Here is a 21,559-nt window from a genome sequence, read left to right on the forward strand (position 1 = left end):
CGGAGCAGAGAGCGGGCAATCCTGCCCCGCTCTCGATTCGCGTCACGTGTTATTCGGTTTCCAGATCGATATCGATGCCGAGGGAACGAATTTCTTTGATCAACACGTTGAAGGACTCGGGCATGCCCGGCTCCATACGGTGATCGCCGTCCACGATGTTTTTGTACATCTTGGTCCGACCGTTCACATCGTCCGACTTCACTGTGAGCATTTCTTGCAGAGTGTAAGCAGCACCGTATGCTTCCAGTGCCCAGACCTCCATCTCCCCGAAACGCTGACCACCGAACTGTGCCTTACCACCCAGCGGCTGCTGGGTAACCAGGCTGTACGAACCGGTAGAACGAGCGTGCATCTTGTCGTCTACCAAGTGGTTCAGCTTCAGCATGTACATGTAGCCAACAGTAACCGGGCGCTCGAACTTGTTGCCGGTACGGCCGTCGGTCAGCTGCATCTGGCCGCTTTCTGGCAGGTCTGCCAGTTTCAGCATGGCCTTGATTTCGCTTTCCTTGGCGCCGTCGAACACTGGAGTGGCCATTGGTACGCCGCCACGCAGGTTCTTCGCCAGATCCAGGATTTCCTGGTCGGAGAAGCTATCCAGATCTTCGTTACGACCGCCGATCTGGTTGTAGATCTCGTCCAGGAAGGTGCGAAGCTCAGCAACTTTACGCTGCTCTTCTACCATCCGGTTGATCTTCTCACCCAGACCTTTGGCCGCGAGGCCCAGGTGGGTTTCAAGGATCTGACCAACGTTCATACGCGAAGGTACGCCCAACGGGTTGAGGACGACGTCGACCGGGGTGCCATTGGCATCGTGCGGCATGTCTTCAACCGGCATGATCACGGAGACCACACCCTTGTTACCGTGACGACCGGCCATCTTGTCGCCCGGCTGGATGCGACGACGGATTGCCAGGTAAACCTTGACGATTTTCAGCACGCCTGGAGCCAGGTCATCGCCCTGCTGCAGTTTGCGCTTCTTGTCTTCGAACTTGTCGTCCAGCAGACGGCGGCGATCAACGATGTAGGCCTGAGCCTTCTCGAGCTGCTCGTTCAGAGCATCTTCAGCCATGCGCAGTTTGAACCACTGACCATGCTCAAGGCCGTCGAGAACTTCGTCGGTGATTTCCTGACCTTTCTTCAGACCGGCGCCGCCTTCGGCTTTGTGGCCGACCAGAGCGGAACGCAGACGTTCGAAAGTGGCGCCCTTCAACAATACGGAACTCTTCGTTCAGATCCTTACGGATCTCGTCGAGTTGAGTCTTCTCGATCGACAGCGCACGAGCATCACGCTCAACGCCGTCACGGGTGAAGACCTGTACGTCGATGACAGTACCTTTGGTGCCGGTAGGCACACGCAGGGAAGTGTCTTTAACGTCGCTGGCTTTTTCACCGAAGATGGCACGCAGCAGTTTTTCTTCCGGAGTCAGTTGGGTCTCGCCTTTCGGAGTGACCTTACCAACCAGGATGTCGCCTGCGCCAACTTCAGCACCTACGTAAACGATACCGGCTTCGTCCAGTTTGTTCAGTGCAGCTTCACCCACGTTCGGGATGTCTGCAGTGATTTCCTCTGGCCCAAGCTTGGTGTCACGCGCCACACAGGTCAGTTCCTGAATGTGGATCGTGGTGAAACGGTCTTCCTGAACAACACGCTCGGACAGGCAGATGGAGTCTTCGAAGTTGAAGCCGTTCCATGCCATGAACGCGATACGCATGTTCTGACCCAGAGCCAGTTCACCCATATCGGTGGACGGACCGTCGGCCATGATGTCGCTGCGCTGAACCCGATCACCCTTGCTCACCAGCGGACGCTGGTTGATGCAGGTGTTCTGGTTGGAGCGGGTGTACTTGGTCAGGTTGTAGATGTCGACACCAGCTTCGCCGGTTTCAACTTCATCATCAGCAACACGAACCACAATACGGCTGGCGTCGACGGAGTCGATCACGCCGCCACGACGAGCCACGACGCAAACGCCGGAGTCACGGGCTACGTTACGTTCCATGCCGGTACCGACCAGCGGCTTGTCAGCGCGCAGGGTTGGTACAGCTTGACGCTGCATGTTCGAACCCATCAACGCACGGTTGGCGTCGTCGTGCTCGAGGAACGGGATCAGCGACGCTGCAACCGAAACTACCTGCTTCGGCGATACGTCCATCAAGGTGACGTCTTCCGGCGCCTTGACGGTGAACTCGTTCAAGTGACGAACAGCCACCAGCTCGTCGATCAGGACTTTCTTGTCGTTCATCGTGGCTGAAGCCTGAGCGATCACGTGATCAGCCTCTTCGATGGCGGACAGGAACACGATCTCGTCGGTGACCAGAGCGTCTTTCACCACACGGTACGGGCTCTCAAGGAAGCCGTACTGGTTGGTGCGCGCATAGGCAGCCAAGGAGTTGATCAGACCGATGTTCGGACCTTCCGGCGTTTCAATCGGGCATACACGACCGTAGTGAGTCGGGTGTACGTCACGCACTTCAAAGCCAGCACGCTCACGAGTCAAACCGCCAGGGCCGAGTGCAGAAACACGACGCTTGTGGGTGATCTCGGACAGCGGGTTGTTCTGGTCCATGAACTGGGAAAGCTGGCTGGAACCGAAGAACTCTTTCACCGCCGCAGCCACTGGCTTGGCGTTGATCAGGTCTTGCGGCATCAGGCCTTCGCTTTCAGCCATCGACAGACGCTCTTTGACCGCACGCTCAACACGTACCAGGCCAACGCGGAACTGGTTCTCGGCCATTTCGCCTACGCAGCGAACACGACGGTTACCCAGGTGGTCGATGTCATCGACGATGCCTTTACCGTTACGGATGTCGACCAGAGTCTTCAGTACCGCGACGATGTCTTCCTTGCACAACACGCCCGAACCTTCGATCTCGGTACGACCGATACGACGGTTGAACTTCATCCGGCCGACCGCAGACAGGTCATAGCGCTCAGGGCTGAAGAACAGGTTGTTGAACAGGGTCTCGGCAGCGTCTTTGGTTGGCGGCTCGCCAGGACGCATCATGCGATAGATCTCGACCAGCGCTTCCAACTGGTTGCTGGTGGAGTCGATCTTCAGAGTGTCGGAGACGAACGGACCGCAGTCGATATCGTTGGTATACAGAGTTTCGATGCGAACAACCTGAGCCTTGGCGATTTTCGCCAGGATTTCGGTGTTCAGCTCGGTATTGCACTCTGCCAGGATTTCGCCGGTTGCCGGATGCACGATGACCTTGGCTGTAGTGCGACCCAGGACGTAGTCCAGAGGCACCTGCAGCTCTTTGATCCCTGCTTTTTCCAGCTGGTTGATGTGACGAGCAGTGATACGACGACCTTGCTCGACAATAACCTTGCCTTTGTCATCCAGGATATCCAGGACAGCAATTTCACCACGCAGGCGCTGAGGCACCAGTTCCAGGCTGAGGTTTTCACCTTGCACGTGGAAGACGTTGGTGGTGTAGAACGCGTCCAGCACTTCTTCAGTGGTATAGCCCAGCGCGCGCAGCAGTACCGATGCAGGCAGCTTGCGACGACGGTCGATACGCACGAACACGCAGTCTTTCGGGTCGAACTCGAAGTCCAGCCACGAACCGCGGTAAGGAATGATGCGCGCGGAGTACAGCAGTTTGCCGGAGCTGTGCGTCTTGCCACGGTCGTGGTCGAAGAACACGCCCGGGGAACGGTGCAGCTGGGAAACGATTACACGCTCGGTACCGTTGATTACGAAGGTACCGTTTTCAGTCATCAGGGGGATTTCACCCATGTAGACTTCTTGCTCTTTGATGTCCTTGATCGCTTTGTTCGACGATTCTTTGTCGAAAATGATCAGGCGCACTTTTACCCGCAAAGGTACGGCGTAAGTTACACCGCGCAATACGCATTCTTTGACATCAAATGCCGGTTCGCCCAGGCGATAACCGACGTACTCCAGCGCAGCATTGCCGGAGTAGCTGATGATCGGGAAAACGGATTTGAAGGCCGCATGCAGGCCCACGTCGCGGAACTGATCTTTAGTCGCTCCCGCTTGCAAGAATTCACGATACGAATCCAGCTGGATGGCCAGGAGGTACGGCACATCCATGACGTCCGGCAACTTGCTAAAGTCCTTGCGGATACGTTTTTTCTCAGTATATGAGTAAGCCATCAGCGTTCCCCAGCTTGGTCACCTGCTTGTTTGGCCCCTCCCGACGGGAGCAGCCAGAAAATCGTGCAAACCCCATGGTTTGCGCCACCGCATCGGGTGGTTACAGCTCGTTATCAGCACCGACCCAGTCGGCTGCCAATAACGGAAAAAGGCCGGTGGCAAGAGCCACCAGCCATCAGCCTTTCGCTTAACGCTCGGGCTGGAGGTGCAAAGTCGATGCTTACTTCAGCTCGACTTTAGCGCCTGCTTCTTCCAGAGTTGCTTTGGCTTTGTCAGCTGCGTCTTTCGAAACAGCTTCCAGAACCATGGCAGGAGCGCCGTCAACTACAGCCTTGGCTTCTTTCAGGCCCAGACCGGTCAGTTCACGTACTGCCTTGATCACGTTAACTTTCTTCTCGCCAGCTTCGGTCAGCATGACGTTGAATTCAGTTTGTTCTTCAACAACGGCAGCAACAGCAGCTGGACCAGCGGAAGCAGCGGCAGCGGAAACGCCGAACTTCTCTTCCATGGCCTTGATCAGCTCAACGATTTCCAGAACGGATTTTTCGCCGATTGCTTCGATGATTTGGTCGTTAGTCAGAGACATGACTATAAATTCCTGTATTGGGGTGACAGCCTACGCGGCCATCGAAATAAACAATAAACGCTGAAAGGAGTCGCTCAGCCTTAGGCTGCGGCAGCTTCTTTCTGGTCGCGAAGGGCCGCCAGAGTACGAGCCAATTTGCTGGTTGCGCCTTGAATCACGCTCATCAGCTGAGAAATTGCTTCGTCACGGGTCGGCAGACTTGCCAGTACGTCGATCTGATTAGCTGCGAGGAACTTGCCCTCGAACGCAGCTGCCTTGATCTCGAACTTATCCTGACCTTTTGCGAATTCTTTGAAGATACGAGCAGCAGCGCCCGGATGTTCTTTCGAAAATGCAATCAAGGTCGGGCCGGTGAACACGTCGTTGAGCACGTCATATTGAGTGCCAGCAACGGCGCGCTTGAGCAGGGTGTTACGTACAACACGTACGTAAACGCCAGCTTCACGAGCCTCTTTACGGAGTCCGGTCATAGCGCCAACTGTCACGCCGCGGGCATCAGCCACAACAGCAGACAGGGCAACATTGGCAGCCTCGTTGACTTCAGCGACGATGGCCTTCTTGTCTTCGAGTTTAATTGCCACGGGTTTAACTCCTGCTTGTTACCGTTTCATCCAACCGAAGCCGGATGTCGTTTTGGTGTCTGATTCGGTAAGGAACCGGGAGCACCATCTGCGTAGGCTTGAGGTTTAAGACTTGCGTCGCCTACGGTCTTGGATAGCCCCCGCCAGGCAGGGACCCCAATCTTTCAATTGGCGCAATCGCTTGCGCCAACCTGTGTCTTACGCGTCGAGCGAGCCTTGGTCGATGACCAGACCTGGACCCATGGTGGTGCTCAGGGTAACGCGCTTGACGTAAATACCTTTCGAGGAAGCTGGCTTGATACGCTTCAGATCAGCGATCAGGGCTTCAACGTTTTCCTTCAGCTTGACGGCATCGAAGCCGACTTTGCCAACGGAGGTGTGGATGATGCCGTTTTTGTCGGTGCGATAACGAACCTGACCAGCCTTGGCGTTTTTAACCGCGGTAGCTACGTCTGGAGTTACAGTGCCGACTTTAGGGTTAGGCATCAGGCCGCGTGGGCCCAGGATCTGACCCAACTGACCAACAACGCGCATGGCATCCGGGGATGCGATAACTACGTCATAGTTCAGGTCGCCGCCTTTCATTTCGGCAGCCAGGTCGTCCATACCTACACGGTCAGCGCCGGCAGCCAGAGCAGCCTCGGCAGCTGGACCCTGGGTGAACACAGCAACGCGAACAGTCTTGCCAGTGCCGTGTGGCAGCACGGTAGCGCTACGAACGACCTGGTCGGATTTACGCGGGTCAACACCCAGGTTCACAGCAACGTCGAACGACTCGCTGAACTTGACAGTCGACAGCTCAGCCAGCAAAGCAGCAGCGTCTACAAAGTTGTAGGACTTGCCTGCTTCGATTTTGCCGGCGATAGCCTTTTGACGCTTGGTCAACTTAGCCATTACACACCCTCCACGTTAAGGCCCATGCTACGAGCAGAACCGGCGATAGTACGCACGGCTGCTTCCATATCAGCTGCAGTCAGATCCGCGTTTTTGGTTTTCGCGATTTCTTCCAGCTGAGCACGGGTCACGGTGCCAACCTTAACGGTGTTCGGACGAGCGGAACCGCTAGTCAGACCAGCAGCCTTCTTCAGCAGAACCGAAGCAGGTGTGGATTTGGTTTCGAAAGTGAAGCTACGGTCGCTGTAGACAGTGATGATCACTGGAGTCGGCAGACCTGGCTCAATACCCTGAGTACGGGCGTTGAAAGCCTTGCAGAATTCCATGATGTTCACGCCGTGCTGACCCAGAGCAGGACCAACAGGTGGACTTGGGTTAGCCTGAGCGGCCTTCACTTGCAGCTTGATGTAAGCGGTAATCTTCTTGGCCATGAGGCACTCCAATTACGGGTTCGAACGCCTCGTAAGGCTCCCCGGTTACTTGCGCGTTTATCCCAGTGACGACAAAACCCCACAGCCTAGGGCTGCGGGGTTGGGATGCTTGCTCAGCTAGACCTTTTCGACCTGGCTGAACTCTAGCTCTACCGGAGTAGAGCGACCGAAAATGAGCACTGCCACCTGGATCCGGCTCTTCTCGTAGTTAACTTCTTCAACCGTGCCAGTAAAATCAGCAAACGGCCCGTCATTGACACGTACCGACTCACCCGGCTCGAACAACGTCTTCGGCTTCGGCTTGTCGCTACCATCAGCAACGCGACGCAGAATCGCTTCTGCCTCTTTATCAGTGATCGGCGCAGGCTTATCAGCAGTACCGCCGATGAAACCCATCACCCGAGGAGTATCCTTGACCAAGTGCCAAGTACCCTCGTTCATGTCCATCTGGACCAGCACATAACCCGGGAAGAACTTGCGCTCGCTTTTGCGTTTCTGGCCATTACGCATTTCAACCACTTCTTCAGTGGGAACCAGAATTTCGCCAAAGCCATCTTCCATGCCAGCCAGCTTTACGCGCTCTACCAACGAGCGCATGACATGCTTCTCGTAACCGGAGTAAGCATGCACAACGTACCAACGCTTAGCCACGGGACACCCTTAGCCGACAATCAAGGAAACAAGCCAGCCGAGCAGGGAATCAAGCCCCCACAACAGCAACGCCATAACCAGGACAACAGCCACAACAATCAGCGTGGTCTGCGTGGTTTCTTGGCGAGTTGGCCATACGACTTTACGAATCTCGGTGCGAGCTTCCTTAACCAGTACAAAGAAAGACTTGCCCTTGACTGTCTGCAGGCCTACAAAGGCAGCTACAACAGCAATGACAAGCAAAGCAAGTACGCGGTACAGGATCGGCGAAGCAGAGTAATACTGATTGCCAACAACGCCAACAACCACCAAAGCGACTACTACTAGCCACTTGAGCAGATCGAAGCGAGAGCCTTGAGCTTCAGCTTTAGGAGTCATCTATGAAGATCCTGTGAAAAGAAAGCCAGACACACCAAGTGAATCTGGCAGGTCAGGAGGGAATCGAACCCCCAACCTACGGTTTTGGAGACCGTCGCTCTGCCAATTGAGCTACTGACCTAAAACAAAATCAGGCCGACCATTATGCCGGCCCGAAAAAGACATTACAACAAATTACTCGATGACTTTTGCTACGACACCAGCGCCGACGGTACGACCGCCCTCACGGATAGCGAAACGCAGACCATCTTCCATCGCGATGGTTTTGATCAGGGTAACGGTCATTTGAACGTTATCACCCGGCATCACCATTTCAACACCTTCTGGCAGCTCACAGTTACCAGTCACGTCAGTTGTACGGAAGTAGAACTGTGGACGGTAGCCCTTGAAGAACGGAGTGTGACGACCGCCTTCTTCCTTACTCAGAACGTAAACCTCAGCAGTGAACTTGGTATGCGGCTTGACAGTGCCGGGCTTGACCAGAACCTGGCCACGCTCAACATCATCACGCTTGGTACCACGCAGCAAAACACCGCAGTTCTCACCCGCCCGACCTTCGTCGAGCAGCTTGCGGAACATTTCAACACCAGTGCAAGTAGTTTTGACAGTGTCACGAAGACCAACAATCTCAACTTCTTCCTGAATGCGGACAATGCCACGCTCAACACGACCAGTCACAACAGTACCGCGACCAGAGATCGAGAACACATCCTCGATCGGCATCAGGAACGGCTTATCGATAGCACGCTCAGGCTGCGGAATATAGCTATCCAGAGTCTCGACCAACTTCTTGACGGCAGTAGTACCCATCTCGTTGTCGTCTTGACCATTCAACGCCATCAGCGCCGAACCAATGATGATCGGAGTGTCATCACCTGGGAAATCGTAAGTGCTCAGCAGATCGCGCACTTCCATCTCAACCAGCTCCAGCAACTCAGCGTCGTCAACCATGTCAGCCTTGTTCAGGAAGACAACGATGTACGGAACGCCAACCTGACGGGACAACAGGATATGCTCACGGGTTTGCGGCATCGGACCATCAGCGGCCGAGCAAACCAGAATCGCACCGTCCATCTGCGCAGCACCGGTAATCATGTTTTTTACGTAGTCGGCGTGACCTGGACAGTCAACATGTGCGTAGTGACGCACAGCCGAATCGTACTCAACGTGAGCAGTATTAATGGTGATACCACGAGCTTTTTCTTCTGGGGCGCTATCGATCTTGTCGAAGTCAACCTTTGCCGAACCGAACACTTCGGAGCAGACGCGGGTCAGAGCGGCGGTCAAGGTCGTCTTGCCATGGTCTACGTGACCAATGGTGCCAACGTTGACGTGCGGCTTGTTACGTTCGAACTTTTCCTTAGCCATCGAAATCACCCCTAGCAGAAGAATTAAGCAAGTACTATCAGCCATTAAAACAAAGGCAGATATTTTCATATCTGCCTTGTTATATGGAGCTCTTGAGCGGATTTGAACCGCTGACCTCACCCTTACCAAGGGTGTGCTCTACCAACTGAGCTACAAGAGCGTAACACTTTGCAGGACCTGCAAACTTGGAGCGGGTAGCGGGAATCGAACCCGCATCATCAGCTTGGAAGGCTGAGGTTCTACCACTAAACTATACCCGCGGAGCTTGCAGCTCTCGCTAAAAATGGTGGAGGGGGAAGGATTCGAACCTTCGAAGTCGTAGACGTCAGATTTACAGTCTGATCCCTTTGGCCGCTCGGGAACCCCTCCTAAGCGAGCCGGCATTCTATATCATGCCAGCCTTCTGTCAAGCATTTTCTCATTAAAAACCTGAGGTTAGCTGCGTTGACCTCGCGCCACACTGCTGACCGCTAAAGGTCTTCACTGCGAAGCGGGCGCCATTCTATGCAAACTATTCGACGGGTGCAACCCCCTCGCACGGCATTATTTTATGTTTTAACTCATTGAATTCTTTAGAAAGGTTTTGCAACTGCGAGTCACCCAGCAAACGCCGGCTTTCCGGGGCTATGCGCACCCAGTAACCAGCATATTCGGGGAGATCCTTCGGCAAGGACTGAAACCTGATACCCATGTCACTCAATCGACGCTCGATTACCTGGGCGACGTCCTGTCGAGCAGAACCTCCCAGATAGAGACAACTGCTATCCGCCTGCGTGGATTTTCCTTTGTCTCGAGCCGTATCCGTCGCCTCGCTCAACAAACGAATATCCTGCTGCGAGCCGCGATACAAACTCAAGGGCGTTACATCCTTCGCGCGAAGCGGAGCCTCCTGTTGGTGCCAGACGTAATAGAACACATTGAGAACAAGCAACAGCAGGAACAACCAACGCATAAATACCTCAGGACAAGGGACACGCCATCGCCAAACCTACAAATACCAGGTCCGGAACCACCCTGGCCTCGGGCACAATCTCGGAGACCAGATCAGCATCCCCTCCAGTCAGGAAGACTGCGAAATCTTCTCCCCAGTAGCTGCGCGCCAACTCTAGCTGAGTCAGGACAAACCCTCTCAACATTAGCAAACAACCTCGCTCGACCGCCTCGACGGTTGTACGCCCAGGAACAAGACTCTCCAAAGCGCGCTCGGCAGCAAGATCTCCATAGCGAATTCTACGGGTATGGGTACGCAGCTGGTTGCGCATCAAAGGCATCCCCGGACAGATAAATCCTCCGAGATGCTCACCACCCCCTGCAATAAAGTCAGCCGTAACAGCCGTACCAAAGTCGAGCACCAGACAAGCACCCGAAGCCAGATGAAATCCTCCGAGTATTGCGAGCCAGCGATCGAGCCCTAGCCGCTCGAACTCCTCATAGCCATTTCGAACCCCGGACATCTCCCGAGCCGGTGCCGCGCACACGACGGAAACGCCAAAAGCCTCGGCCAACAGAGAAATCAGTGCACTGGTTTCTTCGGCGGTTCTGACACTAACCAAACGACAATTCATGAGAGCGAGCCCCTTGAGCCCTCTCAAGCTCTCCAGCAATGCGAGATCTGTATCAACGACCCCCTCGCCAATCACCCGCCGGACATCCTCGCCGAGCACACGCCATTTGATGAAACTGTTTCCACAATCGAGCTCAAGAATCATCACGCAACCTCAGGCTGAGCTCGCCACCACTAAAGACCTTCTCCACACCATTCACCTTCAAGCGCAAGGCACCCTGACTATCGATACCCAGCACCTCCCCATCTATCTGACTCACACCGGCAATCAACGATACCGCCCGCCCCTGCCATAGATGATTTTGCTCCCACTCCGCCTGGATAGCCGAAAACCCGCCGGCCTGGTGGCGATTTAAATAGGCCTGGAGCATCAACCCTAACTCCGCAACCAGATGATTGCGATCAACTGCCTTACCCGACTCGAGGCGCATGGACGTCCATTGCTGATCAACCTCATCGGTCATCTGCATGTTCACATTTATTCCGACACCGATCACCACGTGACACACATCAGCAGGATCCCCCACCAACTCGAGCAGTATTCCAGCAATTTTTTGCTGCCCCACCAGAACATCATTCGGCCACTTCAACCCCACACCCGAGACACCAAGCTCTCGCAAGGCCTGCATTACGGCAAGCCCGACAACAAGACTCAAGCCCTCCAGCTGCCGCATCCCACCATCAATACGCAGCACCAGACTGTAATAGATGTTTTCCGCGAATGGGCTGACCCATTTGCGCCCACGCCGTCCACGACCGGCCGTTTGCCGCTCAGCGAGCACCAGAAATGGCGCAGGCTGGCCACGCTCGATAGCGCGCAAGGCTTCAGCGTTGGTGGAGTCAATTGAGTCGAAGACTAGAATGGGCCACTCACAAGAAGGCGCCTGCGCGCTTATTTCCGCAGGATCAAGCAGTGTCAATGGCGCAGCTAGTTGATAGCCGCGACCGCGCACTTTGTGAATGGATAAACCGAGTTCAGCTTCCAGGTGCTGAAGTTGCTTCCATACAGCGCTACGACTGACGCCCAAGGCAGCACCCAGGGCTTGGCCCGAATGGAATCGACCATCCTTAAGAAGCTTTAACAACGTCAGCATGCAAGTCTCGCCTCACAATGAGGCCCGCATGATATCCATGCCCCGGGCTGTTGCATAGAAACCCTACAAGCGAGATTTTCCTGCGGACAAAACAAAACCCCTACCTGCATACGCAGATAGGGGTTTCGGAATTTAATCTTGACGATGACCTACTCTCACATGGGGAAACCCCACACTACCATCGGCGATGCATCGTTTCACTGCTGAGTTCGGGATGGGATCAGGTGGTTCCAATGCTCTATGGTCGTCAAGAAATTCGGTAGCCAGGTCGTGGGCCCTTGCGGGTTCACGCTCCAGCGAATGGGTATGCGATAGTTTGGTGTTTTGTGAGTGTCACAAACTTTCGGTTCGGTTCGTCTTCACACACCGCAATCTGGTGCCTCTTCAGGTCAGCAAATTGCTTGGGTGTTATATGGTCAAGCCTCACGGGCAATTAGTATTGGTTAGCTCAACGCCTCACAGCGCTTACACACCCAACCTATCAACGTCGTAGTCTTCGACGGCCCTTCAGGGGACTCAAGGTCCCAGTGAGATCTCATCTTGAGGCTAGTTTCCCGCTTAGATGCTTTCAGCGGTTATCTATTCCGAACATAGCTACCCGGCAATGCCACTGGCGTGACAACCGGAACACCAGAGGTTCGTCCACTCCGGTCCTCTCGTACTAGGAGCAGCCCCTCTCAAATCTCAAACGTCCACGGCAGATAGGGACCGAACTGTCTCACGACGTTCTAAACCCAGCTCGCGTACCACTTTAAATGGCGAACAGCCATACCCTTGGGACCGGCTTCAGCCCCAGGATGTGATGAGCCGACATCGAGGTGCCAAACACCGCCGTCGATATGAACTCTTGGGCGGTATCAGCCTGTTATCCCCGGAGTACCTTTTATCCGTTGAGCGATGGCCCTTCCATACAGAACCACCGGATCACTAAGACCTACTTTCGTACCTGCTCGACGTGTCTGTCTCGCAGTCAAGCGCGCTTTTGCCTTTATACTCTACGACCGATTTCCGACCGGTCTGAGCGCACCTTCGTACTCCTCCGTTACTCTTTAGGAGGAGACCGCCCCAGTCAAACTACCCACCATACACTGTCCTCGATCCGGATAACGGACCTGAGTTAGAACCTCAAAGTTGCCAGGGTGGTATTTCAAGGTTGGCTCCACGCGAACTGGCGTCCACGCTTCAAAGCCTCCCACCTATCCTACACAAGCAAATTCAAAGTCCAGTGCAAAGCTATAGTAAAGGTTCACGGGGTCTTTCCGTCTAGCCGCGGATACACTGCATCTTCACAGCGATTTCAATTTCACTGAGTCTCGGGTGGAGACAGCGCCGCCATCGTTACGCCATTCGTGCAGGTCGGAACTTACCCGACAAGGAATTTCGCTACCTTAGGACCGTTATAGTTACGGCCGCCGTTTACCGGGGCTTCGATCAAGAGCTTCGCGTTAGCTAACCCCATCAATTAACCTTCCGGCACCGGGCAGGCGTCACACCCTATACGTCCACTTTCGTGTTTGCAGAGTGCTGTGTTTTTAATAAACAGTCGCAGCGGCCTGGTATCTTCGACCGGCGTGGGCTTACGCAGTAAATGCTTCACCCTCACCGGCGCACCTTCTCCCGAAGTTACGGTGCCATTTTGCCTAGTTCCTTCACCCGAGTTCTCTCAAGCGCCTTGGTATTCTCTACCCAACCACCTGTGTCGGTTTGGGGTACGGTTCCTGGTTACCTGAAGCTTAGAAGCTTTTCTTGGAAGCATGGCATCAACCACTTCGTGTTCTAAAAGAACACTCGTCATCAGCTCTCGGCCTTAGAATCCCGGATTTACCTAAGATTCCAGCCTACCACCTTAAACTTGGACAACCAACGCCAAGCTGGCCTAGCCTTCTCCGTCCCTCCATCGCAATAACCAGAAGTACAGGAATATTAACCTGTTTTCCATCGACTACGCTTTTCAGCCTCGCCTTAGGGACCGACTAACCCTGCGTCGATTAACGTTGCGCAGGAAACCTTGGTCTTTCGGCGTGGGTGTTTTTCACACCCATTGTCGTTACTCATGTCAGCATTCGCACTTCTGATACCTCCAGCAAGCTTCTCAACTCACCTTCACAGGCTTACAGAACGCTCCTCTACCGCATCACCTAAGTGATACCCGTAGCTTCGGTGTATGGTTTGAGCCCCGTTACATCTTCCGCGCAGGCCGACTCGACTAGTGAGCTATTACGCTTTCTTTAAAGGGTGGCTGCTTCTAAGCCAACCTCCTAGCTGTCTAAGCCTTCCCACATCGTTTCCCACTTAACCATAACTTTGGGACCTTAGCTGACGGTCTGGGTTGTTTCCCTTTTCACGACGGACGTTAGCACCCGCCGTGTGTCTCCCATGCTCGGCACTTGTAGGTATTCGGAGTTTGCATCGGTTTGGTAAGTCGGGATGACCCCCTAGCCGAAACAGTGCTCTACCCCCTACAGTGATACATGAGGCGCTACCTAAATAGCTTTCGAGGAGAACCAGCTATCTCCGAGCTTGATTAGCCTTTCACTCCGATCCACAGGTCATCCGCTAACTTTTCAACGGTAGTCGGTTCGGTCCTCCAGTTAGTGTTACCCAACCTTCAACCTGCCCATGGATAGATCGCCCGGTTTCGGGTCTATTCCCAGCGACTAGACGCCCTATTAAGACTCGCTTTCGCTACGCCTCCCCTATTCGGTTAAGCTCGCCACTGAAAATAAGTCGCTGACCCATTATACAAAAGGTACGCAGTCACCCAACAAAGTGGGCTCCCACTGCTTGTACGCATACGGTTTCAGGATCTATTTCACTCCCCTCTCCGGGGTTCTTTTCGCCTTTCCCTCACGGTACTAGTTCACTATCGGTCAGTCAGTAGTATTTAGCCTTGGAGGATGGTCCCCCCATATTCAGACAAAGTTTCTCGTGCTCCGTCCTACTCGATTTCATGGCCAAGAGATTTTCGCGTACAGGGCTATCACCCACTATGGCCGCACTTTCCAGAGCGTTCCGCTAATCTCAAAGCCACTTAAGGGCTAGTCCCCGTTCGCTCGCCACTACTAAGGGAATCTCGGTTGATTTCTTTTCCTCAGGGTACTTAGATGTTTCAGTTCCCCTGGTTCGCTTCTTAAGCCTATGTATTCAGCTTAAGATACCTAACTTATGTTAGGTGGGTTCCCCCATTCAGACATCTCCGGATCAAAGTCTGTTTGCCGACTCCCCGAAGCTTTTCGCAGGCTACCACGTCTTTCATCGCCTCTGACTGCCAAGGCATCCACCGTATGCGCTTCTTCACTTGACCATATAACCCCAAGCAATCTGGTTATACTGTGAAGACGACATTCGCCGAAAATTCGCGATTAAACTCACAAATTTTACCTTAGCCTGATCCGTTACCAGTGAAAGTAACGTCCAGTCTATCTTTCTATCACATACCCAAATTTTTAAAGAACGATCTAATCAAAAGACTAGAAATCAATATTCACAGCGGAATATTCATTTCTAAACTCTCAAACGTGTCGAAGCAGTTTATGGTGGAGCCAAGCGGGATCGAACCGCTGACCTCCTGCGTGCAAGGCAGGCGCTCTCCCAGCTGAGCTATGGCCCCATAACAAAATTGGTGGGTCTGGGCAGATTCGAACTGCCGACCTCACCCTTATCAGGGGTGCGCTCTAACCAACTGAGCTACAGACCCAATTTCGAGCTTGTAACTGTTAGCGTTGAGCTATCAGCTTGGAGCTTAAAGCTGCTTCTATCGTCTTCTTCAATGAATCAAGCAATTCGTGTGGGAACTTATGGAGCAGCTGATGTCGTCGATTAAGGAGGTGATCCAGCCGCAGGTTCCCCTACGGCTACCTTGTTACGACTTCACCCCAGTCATGAATCACACCGTGGTAACCGTCCTCCCGAAGGTTAGACTAGCTACTTCTGGTGCAACCCACTCCCATGGTGTGACGGGCGGTGTGTACAAGGCCCGGGAACGTATTCACCGCGACATTCTGATTCGCGATTACTAGCGATTCCGACTTCACGCAGTCGAGTTGCAGACTGCGATCCGGACTACGATCGGTTTTCTGGGATTAGCTCCACCTCGCGGCTTGGCAACCCTCTGTACCGACCATTGTAGCACGTGTGTAGCCCAGGCCGTAAGGGCCATGATGACTTGACGTCATCCCCACCTTCCTCCGGCTTGTCACCGGCAGTCTCCTTAGAGTGCCCACCATCACGTGCTGGTAACTAAGGACAAGGGTTGCGCTCGTTACGGGACTTAACCCAACATCTCACGACACGAGCTGACGACAGCCATGCAGCACCTGTCTCAATGTTCCCGAAGGCACCAATCCATCTCTGGAAAGTTCATTGGATGTCAAGGCCTGGTAAGGTTCTTCGCGTTGCTTCGAATTAAACCACATGCTCCACCGCTTGTGCGGGCCCCCGTCAATTCATTTGAGTTTTAACCTTGCGGCCGTACTCCCCAGGCGGTCAACTTAATGCGTTAGCTGCGCCACTAAGAGCTCAAGGCTCCCAACGGCTAGTTGACATCGTTTACGGCGTGGACTACCAGGGTATCTAATCCTGTTTGCTCCCCACGCTTTCGCACCTCAGTGTCAGTATCAGTCCAGGTGGTCGCCTTCGCCACTGGTGTTCCTTCCTATATCTACGCATTTCACCGCTACACAGGAAATTCCACCACCCTCTACCATACTCTAGCTCGTCAGTTTTGAATGCAGTTCCCAGGTTGAGCCCGGGGATTTCACATCCAACTTAACGAACCACCTACGCGCGCTTTACGCCCAGTAATTCCGATTAACGCTTGCACCCTCTGTATTACCGCGGCTGCTGGCACAGAGTTAGCCGGTGCTTATTCTGTCGGTAACGTCAAAACAATTACGTATTAGGTAACTGCCCTTCCTCCCAACTTAAAGTGCTTTACAATCCGAAGACCTTCTTCACACACGCGGCATGGCTGGATCAGGCTTTCGCCCATTGTCCAATATTCCCCACTGCTGCCTCCCGTAGGAGTCTGGACCGTGTCTCAGTTCCAGTGTGACTGATCATCCTCTCAGACCAGTTACGGATCGTCGCCTTGGTGAGCCATTACCTCACCAACTAGCTAATCCGACCTAGGCTCATCTGATAGCGCAAGGCCCGAAGGTCCCCTGCTTTCTCCCGTAGGACGTATGCGGTATTAGCGTCCGTTTCCGAGCGTTATCCCCCACTACCAGGCAGATTCCTAGGCATTACTCACCCGTCCGCCGCTCGCCACCAGGTACAAGTACCCGTGCTGCCGCTCGACTTGCATGTGTTAGGCCTGCCGCCAGCGTTCAATCTGAGCCATGATCAAACTCTTCAGTTCAAACATCTTTGGGTTTTTAAGAAACCCTAAACTTGGCTCAGCAATCGTTGGTTACATCTTTGATTTCTCGCGGAGTAACTTGTGATGCTGATAATCTTGTTGACTATCAGTCTGACCCCACAAGCACCCACACGAATTGCTTGATTCAGTTGTTAAAGAGCGGTTGGTTAAGATCTTTCGTCTCAACCGAGGCGCGCATTCTACAGCAGCCTCTGTCACTGTCAAGCGGTTATTCTCAGAAGTTTTCAAAGTTTCGCTTGGGAATCTTCAACAACTTCAACCACTTGCGCTTCCGATCTCTCGTTAGCGGGAGGCGAATTCTACAGCGTTACTCGCTGCTGTCAACACCTCTTTTTCTCCGCTTTCGACCGAGAAGATCGAACCGTCAATAAGGCGAAAACACACTGCCTTACCGACTCCTTCTGGCTTCGATGAACTGAAGCGTAACCGCTGCCGAAAACTGCGTAACTCTTTGTTTACCAAGGAGTTTTCCGTTTCGACTGCGCCGGAAGTGGGGCGAATTATAGACTTCCAGAATCTGCCGTCAACCCCTGATTTCAGCTTTATTCGGATTTGAGCGTAATACGCGCAAATGCCTTCTTCCCGGCCTGGCAAACATGGGTCGCGCCCAGTACGTATATAAAGGTGCGATCAACAACCTCACCATCTATACGCACACCACCAGAACCGAGAAGGTCGCGCGCCACAGCGGAGTTCTTCACCAGGCCCGCTTTATTAAGAACAGCAGCAATCGGCATATCCTCGGCAGCGGTCAGCTCGATCTCTGGCAGATCATCCGGCAGCTCACCGTCTTTCATACGGTTCCCCGCCGCACGGTGAGCATTGGCCGCAGCCTCTTCACCATGGAAACGCGCAACGATCTCTTCGGCCAGCTTGATCTTGATATCACGCGGATTCGCGCCTGCTTCGACGTCAACCCGAAAAGCATTGATCTCTTCCATGGAGCGAAAGCTGAGCAACTCGAAGTAACGCCACATCAGCGCATCCGGAATAGAGACCAGCTTGCCATACATGACACCCGGAGCTTCCTGGATACCGACATAGTTGCCCAACGACTTGGACATCTTCTTCACGCCATCCAGACCTTCGAGCAATGGCATTGTCAGAATGCACTGAGCCTCCTGACCATAACTACGTTGCAGCTCACGCCCCATCAGCAGGTTGAACTTCTGATCGGTACCACCCAGCTCGACATCCGCACGCAAAGCGACCGAGTCATAACCCTGAACCAGCGGATAGAGGAATTCGTGAATGGCGATTGGCTGATTGGTCGTGTAGCGCTTGTCGAAATCGTCGCGCTCGAGCATGCGAGCCACGGTGTATTGCGAAGTCAGGCGAATAAAGTCGGCCGGCCCCATCTGATCCATCCAGGTGGAGTTGAACGCCACTTCGGTCTTGGCCGGATCAAGAATCTTGAAGACCTGAGTCTTGTAGGTCTCAGCATTCTCGAGAACCTGCTCACGGGTGAGCGGAGGACGTGTCGCGCTCTTGCCGCTGGGATCACCGATCATCCCGGTAAAATCACCTATAAGGAAGATCACCTGGTGCCCCAGATCCTGGAACTGGCGCAGCTTATTAATAAGCACGGTGTGACCCAGGTGCAAATCCGGCGCGGTCGGATCGAAGCCTGCCTTAATACGCAGCGGCTGACCACGCTTGAGTTTCTCGATCAGCTCGGACTCGACCAACAGTTCTTCTGCACCACGTTTGATCAGCGCTAGCTGCTCTTCAACCGACTTCATAACAGACCCGCAAGGCTCAGATTCAAAGGGGAACAACCATACAAGATCGCGCACCAAATACAAGTTTTGCCCGGCGCGCGGACGCCAATCCACGGACAGAGAGCTCGCAGACTTGCTTCAGAGATGATTTGGTTATATTTTATACAGTTATTTCGTCTTCATCATGTCATTCATCTTTTCCAATTCATCTTTTCAAAGTCAAAATTACCTATGACCACAGAACCGTCTAAAGCGCCGCCGCTTTACCCGAAGACCCACTTGCTCGCAGCAAGTGGCATCGCCGCCCTTCTCAGCCTGGCGCTTCTGGTATTCCCCTCCAGTGATGTTGAAGCCAAAAAGACGACCCTGAGTCTTGAACTGGAAAGCCCTGCAGAACAACTGACACAAGATCAAGACGCCGCCGACACCGTCCAAGCCACAAATGAGCCGGCAGCCTCCCCCTTCGCGCAGATCGAAAACAGCGCCGAAGAGACTCAGGAAACAGCCCAGGCCGCCCCCGCCCCTGCTCCCGCGCCAGTCGTCGAAGAGAAGAAGGCACCAGGCCATAAAGAAGTGATTGTCAGTAAAGGTGACACTCTCTCGACTTTGTTCGAGAAAGTCGGCCTTCCGGCCACTTCGGTGCATGAAGTACTGGCCGGCGACAAGCAGGCCAAGCAGTTCAGCCAACTCAAACATGGCCAGAAGCTTGAGTTCGAACTGAACCCTGATGGCCAGCTGACCAATTTGCACAGCAAAGTCAGCGACACGGAAAGCATCAGCCTGACCAAGAATGACAAGGGTTATACGTTCAATCGCATTACCGCCAAGCCCACCGTTCGCTCCGCCTACGTTCATGGCGTGATCAACAGTTCGCTGTCGCAATCTGCCGCCCGAGCCGGTTTGTCCCACAGCCTCACCATGGATATGGCCAGCGTGTTTGGCTATGACGTCGACTTTGCCCAGGATATTCGCCAAGGTGACGAGTTTGATGTGATTTATGAACAGAAGGTCGTCAACGGCAAAGCTGTCGGCAACGGCCCGATCCTCTCCGCACGCTTCACCAACCGCGGCAAGACTTACACCGCGGTGCGCTACACCAACAAACAAGGCAACAGCAGCTACTACACGGCTGACGGCAACAGCATGCGCAAGGCGTTTATCCGTACCCCGGTAGACTTCGCCCGCATCAGCTCGAAATTCTCCATGGGCCGCAAGCACCCGATCCTGAACAAGATCCGCGCCCACAAGGGTGTCGATTACGCGGCACCACGCGGTACGCCGATCAAGGCTGCCGGCGACGGCAAAGTATTGTTGGCAGGTCGTCGCGGCGGTTACGGCAACACCGTGATCATCCAGCACGGCAATACCTACCGCACGCTATACGGCCATATGCAGGGCTTTGCCAAAGGCATCAAGACTGGCGGCAGCGTCAAGCAAGGTCAGGTGATCGGCTACATCGGCACCACCGGCCTCTCCACCGGCCCGCACTTGCACTACGAGTTCCAGGTCAATGGCGTGCACGTCGACCCGCTGGGTCAGAAGGTGGCGATGGCCGATCCGATCTCCAAAGCTGAACGCTCACGCTTCCTCGCGCAAAGCCAACCGCTGATGGCGCGCATGGATCAAGAGAAAACCACCCAGCTGGCTTCGAGTAAACGCTAAGCCATGGCGCTCTATATAGGTGTGATGTCCGGGACCAGCCTTGATGGCCTGGACATTGCGTTGATAGAGCAAACCCCGGCGATCAGGCTGATCGCCACCCATTACATCCCTATGCCTGACTCCCTGCGCGCCGAGCTGCTTGGCTTGTGCGTCAGCGGCCCGGACGAGATTGCCCGCTCCGCCATTGCCCAGCAGAACTGGGTGAAACTGGCCGCACAGGGCATTCACACCCTCCTCGAGCAACAAAACCTAGAACCCGCCGACATTCGCGCGATTGGCAGCCACGGCCAGACCATTCGCCACGAGCCGGCGCGCGGGTTCACAGTCCAAATCGGCAACCCGGCTTTGCTCACCGAGCTGACCGGCATCACCGTGGTCAGCGATTTCCGCAGCCGCGATGTAGCCGCAGGCGGGCAAGGCGCACCATTGGTTCCAGCCTTTCACGAAGCCCTGTTTGAAGAACGGCCTGGCAACCGCGCGGTATTGAACGTCGGCGGGTTCAGCAACCTCAGCCTGATCGAACCCGGCAAGCCTGTTGCCGGGTTTGACTGCGGCCCCGGGAACGTCCTGCTGGATGCCTGGATTCACCAACAACGGGGCGATAACTTTGATCGTGACGGTCAATGGGCCGCCAGCGGCAAGGTTCAACCGGTTCTGTTGAAAGAGCTGCTCAGTGATCCATTCTTTGTGACCCGGGGCCCGAAAAGCACCGGCCGCGAAGTATTCAATCTCCCATGGCTGATGCAGCATCTGTCGCAGCTACCGACCTTCGCTGCCGAAGACGTACAGGCCACGCTGCTTGAGCTGACTGCGCTGACCATTGTCGAGTCATTGCAAAGCGCCCAATCGGATACACGTGAGCTGCTGGTTTGTGGGGGCGGCGCGCACAACGCCACGCTGATGAAGCGCCTGGCCAGTCTGTTGCCGAACGCGAAAGTCAGCAGCACTACTGCGTATGGTGTAGACCCGGACTGGGTCGAAGCCATGGCCTTCGCCTGGCTGGCCCATTGCTGCCTGGAAGGTATCGCGGCCAACCGTCCGAGTGTCACCGGTGCCCGCGGCCTGCGCGTACTCGGCGCCATCTACCCCGCCTGAGGAAACCCCAGACAGCAAAACGCCGCAGAG

13 protein-coding genes, 6 tRNA genes, 3 rRNA genes and 1 pseudogene are annotated in these 21,559 nt (G+C 54.4%); 2 read left to right on the forward strand and 21 right to left on the reverse strand.

The annotated features are described in order from the left end of the window. Positions 1–49 precede the first annotated feature (49 nt). The 21 genes and pseudogenes from rpoB to tyrS all read right to left on the reverse strand — a co-directional run bounded on the left by rpoB (position 50) and on the right by tyrS (position 18,793). A pseudogene (gene rpoB, locus ACZ89R_RS14825) lies at positions 50–4,124 on the reverse strand (DNA-directed RNA polymerase subunit beta). A gap of 220 nt (positions 4,125–4,344) precedes the next feature. Next, positions 4,345–4,710 carry a 50S ribosomal protein L7/L12 gene (gene rplL, locus ACZ89R_RS14830; protein WP_008073881.1) on the reverse strand — a complete coding sequence of 122 codons (366 nt, stop codon included), beginning with the start codon at positions 4,708–4,710 and terminating at the stop codon, positions 4,345–4,347. A gap of 80 nt (positions 4,711–4,790) precedes the next feature. Then, positions 4,791–5,291 (reverse strand): 50S ribosomal protein L10, encoded by a 501-nt coding sequence (gene rplJ / locus ACZ89R_RS14835; RefSeq protein ID WP_007896629.1) that lies wholly within the window; start codon positions 5,289–5,291, stop codon positions 4,791–4,793. Positions 5,292–5,489: 198 nt separating this feature from the next. Beyond that, positions 5,490–6,185, reverse strand: coding sequence for a 50S ribosomal protein L1 (gene rplA, locus ACZ89R_RS14840; RefSeq protein ID WP_007896626.1), 696 nt, complete (start codon positions 6,183–6,185; stop codon positions 5,490–5,492). Beyond that, on the reverse strand, positions 6,185–6,616 hold the full coding sequence (rplK, locus tag ACZ89R_RS14845) for a 50S ribosomal protein L11 (RefSeq protein WP_008008888.1): 432 nt from the start codon (positions 6,614–6,616) through the stop codon (positions 6,185–6,187). The genes rplA and rplK overlap by 1 nt, the downstream gene beginning before the upstream one ends. A gap of 117 nt (positions 6,617–6,733) precedes the next feature. After that, positions 6,734–7,267 (reverse strand): transcription termination/antitermination protein NusG, encoded by a 534-nt coding sequence (nusG, locus tag ACZ89R_RS14850; RefSeq protein ID WP_007896622.1) that lies wholly within the window; start codon positions 7,265–7,267, stop codon positions 6,734–6,736. A gap of 9 nt (positions 7,268–7,276) precedes the next feature. Further along, positions 7,277–7,645, reverse strand: coding sequence for a preprotein translocase subunit SecE (gene secE, locus ACZ89R_RS14855; protein ID WP_192345266.1), 369 nt, complete (start codon positions 7,643–7,645; stop codon positions 7,277–7,279). A gap of 45 nt (positions 7,646–7,690) precedes the next feature. Then, a tRNA-Trp gene (locus tag ACZ89R_RS14860) sits at positions 7,691–7,766 on the reverse strand. Positions 7,767–7,819: 53 nt separating this feature from the next. Further along, the gene (gene tuf / locus ACZ89R_RS14865; RefSeq protein WP_007896619.1) at positions 7,820–9,013 is read right to left on the reverse strand and encodes an elongation factor Tu; all 1,194 of its coding nucleotides are present in this window, start codon (positions 9,011–9,013) and stop codon (positions 7,820–7,822) included. 84 nt (positions 9,014–9,097) lie between these two features. Continuing rightward, positions 9,098–9,173 (reverse strand) — tRNA-Thr (locus ACZ89R_RS14870). Positions 9,174–9,199: 26 nt separating this feature from the next. After that, positions 9,200–9,273, reverse strand: a tRNA-Gly gene (locus ACZ89R_RS14875). Positions 9,274–9,297: 24 nt separating this feature from the next. Beyond that, a tRNA-Tyr gene (locus ACZ89R_RS14880) sits at positions 9,298–9,382 on the reverse strand. Between the two features lie 142 nt (positions 9,383–9,524). After that, positions 9,525–9,965 carry a hypothetical protein gene (locus ACZ89R_RS14885; protein ID WP_429545392.1) on the reverse strand — a complete coding sequence of 147 codons (441 nt, stop codon included), beginning with the start codon at positions 9,963–9,965 and terminating at the stop codon, positions 9,525–9,527. 7 nt (positions 9,966–9,972) lie between these two features. Then, complete coding sequence (locus ACZ89R_RS14890) at positions 9,973–10,722, reverse strand: pantothenate kinase (RefSeq protein WP_429545391.1); 750 nt, start codon at positions 10,720–10,722, stop codon at positions 9,973–9,975. Further along, on the reverse strand, positions 10,712–11,671 hold the full coding sequence (gene birA / locus ACZ89R_RS14895) for a bifunctional biotin--[acetyl-CoA-carboxylase] ligase/biotin operon repressor BirA (protein WP_218398907.1): 960 nt from the start codon (positions 11,669–11,671) through the stop codon (positions 10,712–10,714). Before birA ends, ACZ89R_RS14890 begins: the two co-directional genes overlap by 11 nt. 136 nt (positions 11,672–11,807) lie before the next feature. Continuing rightward, a 5S ribosomal RNA gene (gene rrf / locus ACZ89R_RS14900) occupies positions 11,808–11,923 on the reverse strand. 160 nt (positions 11,924–12,083) lie between these two features. Further along, positions 12,084–14,975: ribosomal RNA gene (locus tag ACZ89R_RS14905) — 23S ribosomal RNA — on the reverse strand. Positions 14,976–15,205: 230 nt separating this feature from the next. After that, positions 15,206–15,281 (reverse strand) — tRNA-Ala (locus ACZ89R_RS14910). 10 nt (positions 15,282–15,291) lie between these two features. Then, a tRNA-Ile gene (locus tag ACZ89R_RS14915) sits at positions 15,292–15,368 on the reverse strand. Between the two features lie 123 nt (positions 15,369–15,491). Beyond that, positions 15,492–17,030, reverse strand: a 16S ribosomal RNA gene (locus tag ACZ89R_RS14920). The 16S, 23S and 5S rRNA genes sit together here with 2 tRNA genes alongside, the layout of an rRNA operon. A 563-nt stretch (positions 17,031–17,593) precedes the next feature. Then, positions 17,594–18,793: a tyrosine--tRNA ligase gene (gene tyrS, locus ACZ89R_RS14925; RefSeq protein WP_218395820.1), complete on the reverse strand. Its 1,200-nt coding sequence runs from the start codon at positions 18,791–18,793 to the stop codon at positions 17,594–17,596. A gap of 210 nt (positions 18,794–19,003) precedes the next feature. Here tyrS and ACZ89R_RS14930 point away from each other — a divergent pair, with 210 nt between their 5' ends. Next, positions 19,004–20,434, forward strand: a complete 1,431-nt coding sequence (locus ACZ89R_RS14930; RefSeq protein WP_123497438.1) for a peptidoglycan DD-metalloendopeptidase family protein — start codon at positions 19,004–19,006, stop codon at positions 20,432–20,434. Positions 20,435–20,437: 3 nt separating this feature from the next. Next, the gene (locus ACZ89R_RS14935) at positions 20,438–21,529 is read left to right on the forward strand and encodes an anhydro-N-acetylmuramic acid kinase (protein ID WP_429545390.1); all 1,092 of its coding nucleotides are present in this window, start codon (positions 20,438–20,440) and stop codon (positions 21,527–21,529) included. The last annotated feature ends 30 nt before the right edge of the window (positions 21,530–21,559 follow it).

This window comes from Pseudomonas sp. TE3728 (assembly GCF_056279145.1).

Bases quoted from the DNA above. Each gene is read 5' to 3' on its own strand.
- rplL (WP_008073881.1), bottom strand. From the start codon at position 4,710: ATGTCTCTGACTAACGACCAAATCATCGAAGCAATCGGCGAAAAATCC.
- rplA (WP_007896626.1), bottom strand. From the start codon at position 6,185: ATGGCTAAGTTGACCAAGCGTCAAAAGGCTATCGCCGGCAAAATCGAA.
- rplK (WP_008008888.1), bottom strand. From the start codon at position 6,616: ATGGCCAAGAAGATTACCGCTTACATCAAGCTGCAAGTGAAGGCCGCT.
- secE (WP_192345266.1), bottom strand. From the start codon at position 7,645: ATGACTCCTAAAGCTGAAGCTCAAGGCTCTCGCTTCGATCTGCTCAAG.
- tuf (WP_007896619.1), bottom strand. From the start codon at position 9,013: ATGGCTAAGGAAAAGTTCGAACGTAACAAGCCGCACGTCAACGTTGGC.
- ACZ89R_RS14885 (WP_429545392.1), bottom strand. From the start codon at position 9,965: ATGCGTTGGTTGTTCCTGCTGTTGCTTGTTCTCAATGTGTTCTATTAC.
- ACZ89R_RS14890 (WP_429545391.1), bottom strand. From the start codon at position 10,722: ATGATTCTTGAGCTCGATTGTGGAAACAGTTTCATCAAATGGCGTGTG.
- birA (WP_218398907.1), bottom strand. From the start codon at position 11,671: ATGCTGACGTTGTTAAAGCTTCTTAAGGATGGTCGATTCCATTCGGGC.
- tyrS (WP_218395820.1), bottom strand. From the start codon at position 18,793: ATGAAGTCGGTTGAAGAGCAGCTAGCGCTGATCAAACGTGGTGCAGAA.
- ACZ89R_RS14930 (WP_123497438.1), top strand. From the start codon at position 19,004: ATGACCACAGAACCGTCTAAAGCGCCGCCGCTTTACCCGAAGACCCAC.
- ACZ89R_RS14935 (WP_429545390.1), top strand. From the start codon at position 20,438: ATGGCGCTCTATATAGGTGTGATGTCCGGGACCAGCCTTGATGGCCTG.